The sequence below is a fragment of the Gemmatimonas sp. genome (genome assembly GCF_044376735.1).
Taxonomy (GTDB): Bacteria; Gemmatimonadota; Gemmatimonadetes; order Gemmatimonadales; family Gemmatimonadaceae; genus Gemmatimonas.
This window is the reverse complement of record NZ_JBILKJ010000117.1, coordinates 1-8,475: the sequence shown is the minus strand read 5'-3', so window position 1 is coordinate 8,475 and position 8,475 is coordinate 1. Positions and strand designations below refer to the sequence as shown.

Sequence of the window (8,475 nt, the reverse complement as noted above, 5' to 3'; positions counted from 1 at the left end):
CGCGGTGTCGGTGCGCACCGTCCCCACGGCCATCCTGTCGCGCCAGGTGGCGGGCACCCGCGGGAGTTCCCTGATCATCAATCTCCCGGGAAAGCCGGCGGCGATCGAGGAATGCCTCGGCGCGGTCTGGGCGGCGGTTCCATATTGCATTGATCTCATCGGAGGGCCGCGTTTGCTGTTCAGCGCCGAGGCTCCCGCTCCGTTCCGCCCTACCAGCGCGTAAGCGCGAGCCCGTGCCATGAGCCTCTCCCCCGAGCTGCTGCAAATTCTCGTCTGTCCCAAGTGCAAGGCGTCGTTGGAGCATCATGCGGGGCCGCCCGAGGCCTTGGTGTGCCGTGACTGCCGCCTCGTGTATTCGGTGCAGGAGGGCATTCCGGTCATGTTGATCGACGAGGCGCAGCCGCTGGACGACGCGACGTACCCGCCGCGCGCGTGAGCACCGCGCCGAACCCCGGGTGGCACGACGGAACGCGGGTGGTACGGGCCGGCTTGCCGGACGCGACACCCGGCACGCCGTACCTGGCCGGCCCCGTGTTCGCGGCGCCGTATCATGCGCCTGGCGATCCGGCCGCCTCGCCGTTCACCTACGGTCGTTTTTCGAACCCCACGTGGGTGGCATACGAACAGGCGCTCGAGGCGCTCGAGGGCGGGCCGTGTCTGCTGTTCCCGAGCGGCATGGCGGCGACCGCCGCGGTGCTGGCCACGATGGTGCCGCCCGGAGCCAAGCTCGTGATGCCGGCCGAGAGCTACTACACGACGCGGGTGATTGCGACACAGGACTTTCCGGGTGCGTGGTTCGCCGCGCAGGGCATCCGTGTGGTGACGGCGCCCACGGTTGGCGACGGACTGCGCGACGCGCTCACGGGGGCCGCCGTGCTGTGGCTCGAGTCGCCCACCAACCCCGCGCTCGACGTGTGCGACATCGCGGCACTGGCCGAGGCGGCGCACGCGGCGGGGGCGTTGGTGGTGGTGGACAACACCACCGCGACGCCGTTGTTGCAGCAGCCGCTGGCGCTCGGCGCCGACTTCGCGGTGGTGTCCGACACGAAAGCGATGACGGGGCACGCCGATCTGGTGCTTGGACACGTGGCCTGCCGTGACGCCGCGCATGCGGAAACGATTCGCACGTGGCGCACGCGCATGGGCGTGATTGCGGGGCCGATGGAAGCGTGGCTGGCGCATCGCTCGCTGGCCACGCTCGACGTGCGGCTCGCGCGTCAGTGCGACACAGCGATGCAGATCGCCACGATGCTGGCGGCGCATCCGAAGGTGCATGGCGTGCGCTATCCCGGCTTGCCGACGGACCCATCGCACGCCATCGCGTCGAGGCAGATGACGCGCTTCGGTGGCGTGATCAGTTTCGCACTGGATGACGCCGCGGCGGTGACGCGCTTCTTCGCCGCGTCCAGGCTCGTGTACGAGGCGACGAGCTTCGGCGGCGTGCATACCAGCGCCGAACGTCGCGCTCGCTGGGGCGGTGACGCCGTGTCGGAAGGATTCGTGCGCCTGAGCATCGGGCTCGAGGACGTACGCGATCTTGTGAACGATTTCGAACGCGCCCTGGGCGCGGTCTAGAGGAACCGGCATGACCAAGCGGATCGATCGGCGCGGTTTTGTTGCGTCGACAGTGGCGACGGCAACGGCCGCTGCCGTGGGGACGATGACGACGCTCGTGCCCACGCATACGGCGCACGCGGCCGACAACGCGCCCGACGCCGCGCAGCCCGACGCGTTTCCGTACGCCGAGTTGAGCGTGGCGGAGCTGCAGTCGCGCATGGCGAAGGGTGTGCTCACGTCGCGCACGCTCACGGCGGCGTATCTGGCCCGCATTGCGGCGGTGGATCGCAGTGGCCCGACGCTGAATTCGGTGATCGAGACGAATCCCGATGCGCTCACGATCGCGGCGGAACGTGACGCCGAACGTCGCGCGGGCAACGTGCGCGGCCCGCTGCACGGCATTCCGGTGCTGATCAAGGACAACATCGACAGCGCTGATCGCATGCAGACCACCGCCGGCTCGCTGGCGTTGGTGGGCGAGCCGGCCCCGCGCGATGCGTTCATCGTGCAGCGGTTGCGCGAGGCGGGAGCGGTGCTGCTGGGCAAGACGAATCTCAGCGAGTGGGCGAATTTTCGCTCCACGCGGTCTGCGAGTGGCTGGAGCGGCCGCGGCGGACAAACGCGGCATCCGTTCGTGCTCGATCGCAATCCCTGTGGCTCGAGCTCGGGTACCGGCACGGCGATCTCGGCGAATCTGGCCGCCGTGGGTATCGGCACGGAAACCGACGGCTCGATCATTTGTCCATCGTCGATTTGCGGACTGGTGGGGATCAAGCCGACGGTCGGGTTGTGGAGCCGCAGCGGCATCATCCCCATTTCGTCGTCGCAGGATACGGCGGGACCGATGGCGCGCTCGGTGTCCGACGCGGCTGCGCTGCTGGGCGCGCTCACGGGTGTGGATGCGCGCGATAGCGCGACGACCGCCAGTACCGGCAAGAGTGCCGCCAACTACACCACGTTTCTGAATGCGACGTCGCTGCAGGGCGCGCGCATCGGTGTGGCCCGCAACATGGCGGGCTTTCATCCGATGACCGATGCCGCCTTCGAGCGTGCCATCGACGCGCTGCGCAAGGCCGGGGCGGTGATCGTGGACCCGGCGAATGTGCCAACGGTGGGCAAGTACGATGAGGCGGAACTCGACGTGTTGCTGTACGAGTTCAAGGCCGGGGTGAACGCGTATCTCGCCGAGCGTGGCAGCACGGTGTCGGTGCGCACGATGGACGACGTGATCGCCTTCAATCGCGCCAACGCCGGCGCGGAGATGCCCTACTTCGGGCAGGAGCAGATGGAGCGCGCCCAGAGCATGGGGTCGCTAGACGACGCGAAGTATCGTGATGCCGTGGCCACCTGCCGGCGCCTGTCGCGCGACGAGGGGATCGATGCGATCATGGCCCAGCATGCGCTCGACGCGATCGTGGCGCCGTCCAACGGACCGTCGTGGCCCACCGATTTGATCAATGGTGATCGCTACAGCGGTGGCAACTCGAGTGTGGCCGCGGTGGCCGGCTATCCGAGCATCACGGTACCGATGGGGTTCGCCGACGCGCTACCGCTCGGGCTGTCGTTCATCGGCCGCGCGTGGAGTGAAGGACGGCTGATCGGACTGGCGTATGCTTTCGAACAGGCCACGAAGGCGCGCCGCGCCCCGCGTTTTCTGGCGACGATGCCGATCGCGGCACCGAAGCGGGGGTCGTGATGGCGCCGGAAGAAACGCGAACCGCCGGGATGTCGAAGGCGATCGCCGTGGGCAGTCTGATTCTTGCGCTGGGATTCGGCCTGTGGGCGTGGCAGTTCCTCAATCGCGCGGCGGACTCCGGCCTCGATCGACTGTCGCGGATCGATGCGATGCGTGCATTGTGCACGGCCGAGTGGGTGAAAGCGCGCACGGAGGTCGATTCGATGCGAGTGGACCGGCTGGCGTTGCCCGACACGATCGACCAGGGTTCCGAGCAGGCGATCGACCGTTGTGGAGACCTGCGTGGCGAGAGCGTCCCGAATTCGCTGCCGAATGCACGCGAGATGTCGGGTGACCCGATGCCGCGCGGACTGCGCTGAGGACGCGAACATGATGCGTGTGTTGACCGGCCTGTTGCTGTTGGTGGTCCTCGCGGTGGTGGGATTCTTCACCGTCGGTGCGCGCATTGCCGACGGCCGGATGAACACGGTCGTGAGCACGACGTTGCCGCCGGTGTCCCCCGTGGCGTCGGCGCTGCATCGCCGGTTGTTCGTGGCCGACCTGCACGCCGACCAGCTGCTGTGGGGGCGCGACCCGTTGGCGCGCGTGGCGCGCGGGCATGTGGATGTGCCGCGCTTGCAGGAGGGGCATGTGGCGTTGCAGGTGTTCTCGGTGGTCACCAAGACGCCGCGCGGCATGAACTACGATCAGAACACCGGCGAGACCGACAACGTGCTGCTGCTGGCGCTGGCCCAGCGCTGGCCACGCGCCACGTGGACGAGTTTGCGCGCGCGGGCGGTGTATCAGGCCGACCGGCTGCGTGACGCCGTGCTGCGTTCGGCGAATACGCTCACGCTGATCACGACGCGCGAGGAGATGGCGGCGTTCGTGGAGCGTCGGGCCGGTGATCCGGCGCAGGTGTCGGCCCTGCTGGCGATCGAGGGCCTGCACGCGCTGGATGGAAAACTGGAAAGCGTGGACACGCTCTACGCTGCCGGCTTTCGCATGATGGGCCTTACGCACTTCTTCGACAACGAAGTGGCGGCCAGTGCACACGGCGTCACGCATGCGGGGCTCACGCCGCTCGGTCGTCAGGTCGTCGCGCGCATGGAAGCGCTGGGTGTCATCGTCGATCTCGCACATGCGTCGTCGCAGACGGTGCAGGAGGTACTCGCCATGGCCACCCGTCCGGTGGTGGTGTCGCACACCGGCGTGGCGGCCACCTGCCCGGGACCGCGCAATCTTACCGACGATCAACTGCGGGCCATCGCGGCGAACGGCGGACTGGTCGGCATTGGCTACTGGGATGGCGCGGTCTGCGAGCCCACGGTGGCGAACATCGTGAAGGCGATGCAGCATGCGGTGCAGGTGGCCGGCGCCGCGCATGTGGCGCTGGGGTCCGATTTCGATGGCGCCACGCGCACGCCGTTCGACACCCGCGGCGTGGCGGCGATCACCGATGGCCTGCTCAAGGCCGGTCTGGATCAGGGCGCAGTAGCGCGCGTGATGGGCGGCAACATGCGGGACTTCCTGCTGCAGCAGCTGCCGTCGTCGTCGCCAACCTTGCGGGCGGGCCGATAACGTGAGGTTTCCATGACGCGCGCCTGGTGGATGCTGGTGGTGGCCGGCGTGCTCGAAGTCGTCTGGGCCATCGGTCTCAAGTACTCCGACGGCTTCCGGAAGCCGGTGCCGTCGGCGATCACGGTCACCGCCATGATCGCGAGTTTCCATTACCTCGCGCAGGCGCTCAAGACGCTGCCAGTTGGCACCGGTTACGCAGTCTGGACCGGCATCGGCGCGGTCGGGACCGCGCTGGTGGGGGTGCTGGTGTTGGGTGAGTCGCGCGATGTCGGACGGATCGTGTCCGTGGCGCTGATCGTGTGCGGCATTATTGGGCTCAAGCTGACGTCGGCGACCTAGCCATGCGACGCTGGCACTTAACGTCGCGACGAGGCATTGACCTCCCATGATTCGATTCGCCGCCATCGTCCCCGTTCTGCGCGTCGCGGATGTCGCGCGCTGCATGTCGTGGTATCGCGAGATCCTTGGCTTCTCCGTCGATCCGTTCCCCGGGGAGGCCCCTTTCGAGTTCTGCATCCTGCGGCGCGACGCCACCGAGTTGATGCTGCGCCGCACGAAGACCCCTATCGTGCGCACGCCAGCCTCTCACGATTGGGATGTCTACCTGCGTCTCGAAGGCAATGAACTGACGGCGCTGCTCGATCATGCGCGTCGTCGTACGCCGCTAGTCCGCGGTCCGGAACTGATGCCGTACGGCCAGATCGAGTTCGAACTCGAGGACCCTGAAGGACACCGCGTCTGCGTAGCCGAAGTGCTCGACGACGTGACGGGGTTCCCCCGCGCCGTCGACTAGACCGTTCCCGGTACCGTGCTCGTGCTCGACAGGCGACTGACGAGCACCATGGTGACGACGTTCAGGATCACGGCGAGCAAGCCGGCATTGATGTCGGTGATGGTGTGCGACCACCCCGGGAGCAGTGTCGTCATGGATAGCCGGCCGAGCGTCGTGGCCGCCACGGTCGCCTCACCCACCACGATGCCGGCGATGGCGCCGGCGGCGGAAATGCGTGCCGTCGGAATCAGCGACGCGAGCAGGGCGGGAAAGAGCTGCGTGACCATGCTGTAGCCCATGAGCAACAGCGTGACGAGCGTGCCGCCGCCACGGAAGGTGAAGAACAGCGCCACGCCGGCCAGTACCGGCACGAGCAGACGCGCGAACGTGGCGGAGTCGGCGGGCTGCCCGACACGCTGCGGCCGCAGGATGCGCGCGAGCGTGGTGGCGATGCTCATGAGAATGAGCGACCCGGGCACCAGTGCCGTGAGCAGTCCGGCGGCGCCGACCAGCCCCACGATCCACGGACCGAACGTCGCGCGCGTCACGCGGAGCAACGCGAGGTCGGCATCGGCTCCTTCGAGCCCGGGCACCGACAGCAGCGCGGCGAAGCCGATGAAGAAGACGAACAGCAGCACCAACTGATAGAGCGGCATCAGCGCGGCATTGCGGCGGAACACCGACGCGTCGCGGGCGGTGAACACCGAGCCGAACGTGTGCGGCCACATATAGAACCCCAGCACAGTGAGCAGCACGGTGCTGGCAAACCAGCTTGGCGACATGCCGCTTGCCGGTAGCGTGAGGAAGTCGGGACGTTCGGCGGCGAGGCGTGTGAACATCGGGCCGATACCGCCATGCAGCTTGTACGGCAGCACGATGCCGAGTCCGACCACGCACAGCAGCACCATTGCGTCCTTCAGCGTCGCGGTCATGGCCGAGCCCTTCACGCCGGACAGCACCACGTAGACGACTGTAGCCGTGGTGCCGATCCAGATGGCGGCGGTGGCGCTGATGGCGCCATACGACGACTCCGACACGATGATGCCGAGCCCTTTGAGCTGCAGCACGAGATACGGGATGAGCGCGGCGATGCTGACCACGGCGACCAGGTTGCCCAGCGCGGGGCTGCCGTAGGCGCGCGTGAAGTACTCCGACTGCGAGACGACCCGCCACGTGGTGGCGCGCTGCCAGATTGCCGGCAGCAGCCAGTACGACATGATGTACGCGACGGCACCGTACGCGATGATGTAGAACGCGGGGGCGCCGCGTCCGTAGGCCCAGCCGCTGCCGCCGAGGAACGTGAACGTGGTGTAGATCTCGCCGGCCAGCAGCATGAACACGAGCATCGTGCCGAAGCCGCGATTGCCGACGCTCCACTGTTCGAGACTGGTGGCGCCGCCGGTACGGCGCGCGCCGCGAATGCTGAGCAGCAATGCCAGCAGCAGTGTGGCCGACAGAATGCCCAACGAGATCATCATGCGCGGCGACTATCGAGTGCGCCGATCACCGCCATGACGACCGACGCCATGAGGACCCAGCATACGATCCATCCGAGCAGGAACGGCATGCCGAGAATGCGTGGCTCCACACGATTCGCAAACCACGGGGCGCCGAGAATCGCGACCGCCGGAACGAGCGCCAGCAGTCGATACCGTCTGGTCATGCCGTACCGAGCAGGTCGAGCGCGGCGGCGGTGAGATATCGCAGGCCCACATCGAGCGACCGCTCGTCGATCTGGAACTGGGGGTGATGATGCGGGAAATCGATGCCGGCCTCCACATTGCCGGCGCCGATGAAGGCGAACACCCCCGGTGCCCGCTGCTGATACGCGGAGAAATCCTCGCCCCCCATCGTGGGGCGCATGTCGATCAACGTATCGGCGCCGAAGGTGTTGACGACGACGTCGGTGAGTCGCGCCGTGAGGGCCGGGTCGTTGATGACGGGCCGGTACCCCGGCTCGTAGCGGAAGGTGTACGTGGCGCCGAACGCGCTCGTCACGCCCTTGATGATGCGCTCGATCGTGACGGGCACGGTGGTGCGCAGCGTGGGATCGAAGGTGCGCACGGTGCCGGCGAGATAGGCCGTGCCGGGAATCACGTTGAACGTGGTGCCGGCCACGAACTGCGTGACCGACACGACCACGGGATCGAGTGGATCGACGGTGCGCGACACGACATGCTGCAGCGCCGAGACGACCTGGGCCCCGATGGCGATGGGGTCGATCGTGCCGTGCGGGATGGCGGCATGACCACCCTTGCCGATGATGGTGCACTCGAAGGTGTCGGGGGCCGCCATGGCGGGGCCCGCGATGAGTCCGATGCGTCCGACGGGCATGGCCGACCAGACGTGGAGGCCGATCACGTGATCGACGCCGTCCATCACCCCCTGACGCACCATCTCTTCGGCGCCACCGGGCGAGAGTTCCTCGGCGTGCTGAAAGAGGAAGCGGACCTCGCCGCGCAGCTGGTCGCGGTGACGGGCGAGCAGGGTGACGAGGCCGAGGGCGATCGAGGTGTGTCCGTCGTGTCCGCAGGCGTGCATCGCCCCGTCGGACTGCGACCGGTATTCGACGTCGTTCTCTTCGTGAATGGGGAGGGCGTCGATGTCGGCGCGCACGGCGAGCACGGGCCCCGGGCGACCGGTGCGGAGCCGCGCCATCACGCTGGTCTCGGTGGGACGCGAGATCTCGAGATCGCCGATGTGCTCCAGCACCTGCCGGATGAATCGGGCGGTTTCGTGCTCCTGGAATGCGACTTCGGGGTGCCGATGCAGCGCCCGGCGCCAGTCGATGACCTGAGGCGCGAGCTGTTGCGCTTCGTGGAGCAACGCCGCGGCGTCGAGGGCCGTCGAATGAGTGGCAGTCGTCATGGTCACGGATGAGGCACGGGTG

10 protein-coding genes and 1 pseudogene are annotated in these 8,475 nt (G+C 67.7%); 8 read left to right on the top strand and 3 right to left on the bottom strand.

Annotated elements, in window-relative coordinates; translation table 11 throughout:
- The 8 genes and pseudogenes from ACIRA7_RS12920 to ACIRA7_RS12885 all read left to right on the top strand — a co-directional run.
- Positions 1 to 223, top strand: a pseudogene (locus ACIRA7_RS12920) (molybdopterin adenylyltransferase); the annotation flags it as partial.
- Positions 224 to 238: 15 nt separating this feature from the next.
- Positions 239 to 436 (top strand): Trm112 family protein, encoded by a 198-nt coding sequence (locus ACIRA7_RS12915; RefSeq protein WP_396221257.1) that lies wholly within the window; start codon positions 239 to 241, stop codon positions 434 to 436.
- The gene (locus tag ACIRA7_RS12910; protein WP_396221256.1) at positions 433 to 1,575 is read left to right on the top strand and encodes a cystathionine gamma-lyase; all 1,143 of its coding nucleotides are present in this window, start codon (positions 433 to 435) and stop codon (positions 1,573 to 1,575) included. The genes ACIRA7_RS12915 and ACIRA7_RS12910 overlap by 4 nt, the downstream gene beginning before the upstream one ends.
- 10 nt (positions 1,576 to 1,585) lie before the next feature.
- On the top strand, positions 1,586 to 3,253 hold the full coding sequence (locus ACIRA7_RS12905) for an amidase (protein WP_396221255.1): 1,668 nt from the start codon (positions 1,586 to 1,588) through the stop codon (positions 3,251 to 3,253).
- Complete coding sequence (locus tag ACIRA7_RS12900) at positions 3,250 to 3,612, top strand: hypothetical protein (protein ID WP_396221254.1); 363 nt, start codon at positions 3,250 to 3,252, stop codon at positions 3,610 to 3,612. The genes ACIRA7_RS12905 and ACIRA7_RS12900 overlap by 4 nt, the downstream gene beginning before the upstream one ends.
- Before the next feature lie 10 nt (positions 3,613 to 3,622).
- Positions 3,623 to 4,813: a dipeptidase gene (locus ACIRA7_RS12895; protein ID WP_396221253.1), complete on the top strand. Its 1,191-nt coding sequence runs from the start codon at positions 3,623 to 3,625 to the stop codon at positions 4,811 to 4,813.
- Between the two features lie 12 nt (positions 4,814 to 4,825).
- On the top strand, positions 4,826 to 5,152 hold the full coding sequence (sugE, locus tag ACIRA7_RS12890) for a quaternary ammonium compound efflux SMR transporter SugE (protein WP_396221252.1): 327 nt from the start codon (positions 4,826 to 4,828) through the stop codon (positions 5,150 to 5,152).
- A 46-nt stretch (positions 5,153 to 5,198) separates the two neighbouring features.
- Positions 5,199 to 5,606 (top strand): VOC family protein, encoded by a 408-nt coding sequence (locus ACIRA7_RS12885; RefSeq protein WP_396221251.1) that lies wholly within the window; start codon positions 5,199 to 5,201, stop codon positions 5,604 to 5,606.
- Here ACIRA7_RS12885 and ACIRA7_RS12880 read toward each other — a convergent pair.
- The 3 genes from ACIRA7_RS12880 to ACIRA7_RS12870 are packed head-to-tail and all read right to left on the bottom strand — an operon-like array spanning position 5,603 to position 8,453.
- The gene (locus ACIRA7_RS12880) at positions 5,603 to 7,063 is read right to left on the bottom strand and encodes a sodium:solute symporter (protein ID WP_396221250.1); all 1,461 of its coding nucleotides are present in this window, start codon (positions 7,061 to 7,063) and stop codon (positions 5,603 to 5,605) included. The two genes, ACIRA7_RS12885 and ACIRA7_RS12880, sit on opposite strands and share 4 nt — an antisense overlap.
- Complete coding sequence (locus ACIRA7_RS12875) at positions 7,060 to 7,248, bottom strand: DUF3311 domain-containing protein (RefSeq protein ID WP_396221249.1); 189 nt, start codon at positions 7,246 to 7,248, stop codon at positions 7,060 to 7,062. Before ACIRA7_RS12875 ends, ACIRA7_RS12880 begins: the two co-directional genes overlap by 4 nt.
- Entirely contained in the window at positions 7,245 to 8,453 is a 1,209-nt protein-coding gene (locus tag ACIRA7_RS12870) for an amidohydrolase (protein WP_396221248.1), read from the bottom strand. Before ACIRA7_RS12870 ends, ACIRA7_RS12875 begins: the two co-directional genes overlap by 4 nt.
- Positions 8,454 to 8,475 lie beyond the last annotated feature (22 nt).

Excerpts from the sequence above, each read along its gene's own strand:
- ACIRA7_RS12915 (WP_396221257.1), top strand. The coding sequence starts at position 239 with ATGAGCCTCTCCCCCGAGCTGCTGCAAATTCTCGTCTGTCCCAAGTGC.
- ACIRA7_RS12905 (WP_396221255.1), top strand. The coding sequence starts at position 1,586 with ATGACCAAGCGGATCGATCGGCGCGGTTTTGTTGCGTCGACAGTGGCG.
- ACIRA7_RS12895 (WP_396221253.1), top strand. The coding sequence starts at position 3,623 with ATGATGCGTGTGTTGACCGGCCTGTTGCTGTTGGTGGTCCTCGCGGTG.
- sugE (WP_396221252.1), top strand. The coding sequence starts at position 4,826 with ATGACGCGCGCCTGGTGGATGCTGGTGGTGGCCGGCGTGCTCGAAGTC.
- ACIRA7_RS12885 (WP_396221251.1), top strand. The coding sequence starts at position 5,199 with ATGATTCGATTCGCCGCCATCGTCCCCGTTCTGCGCGTCGCGGATGTC.
- ACIRA7_RS12880 (WP_396221250.1), bottom strand. The coding sequence starts at position 7,063 with ATGATGATCTCGTTGGGCATTCTGTCGGCCACACTGCTGCTGGCATTG.
- ACIRA7_RS12875 (WP_396221249.1), bottom strand. The coding sequence starts at position 7,248 with ATGACCAGACGGTATCGACTGCTGGCGCTCGTTCCGGCGGTCGCGATT.
- ACIRA7_RS12870 (WP_396221248.1), bottom strand. The coding sequence starts at position 8,453 with ATGACGACTGCCACTCATTCGACGGCCCTCGACGCCGCGGCGTTGCTC.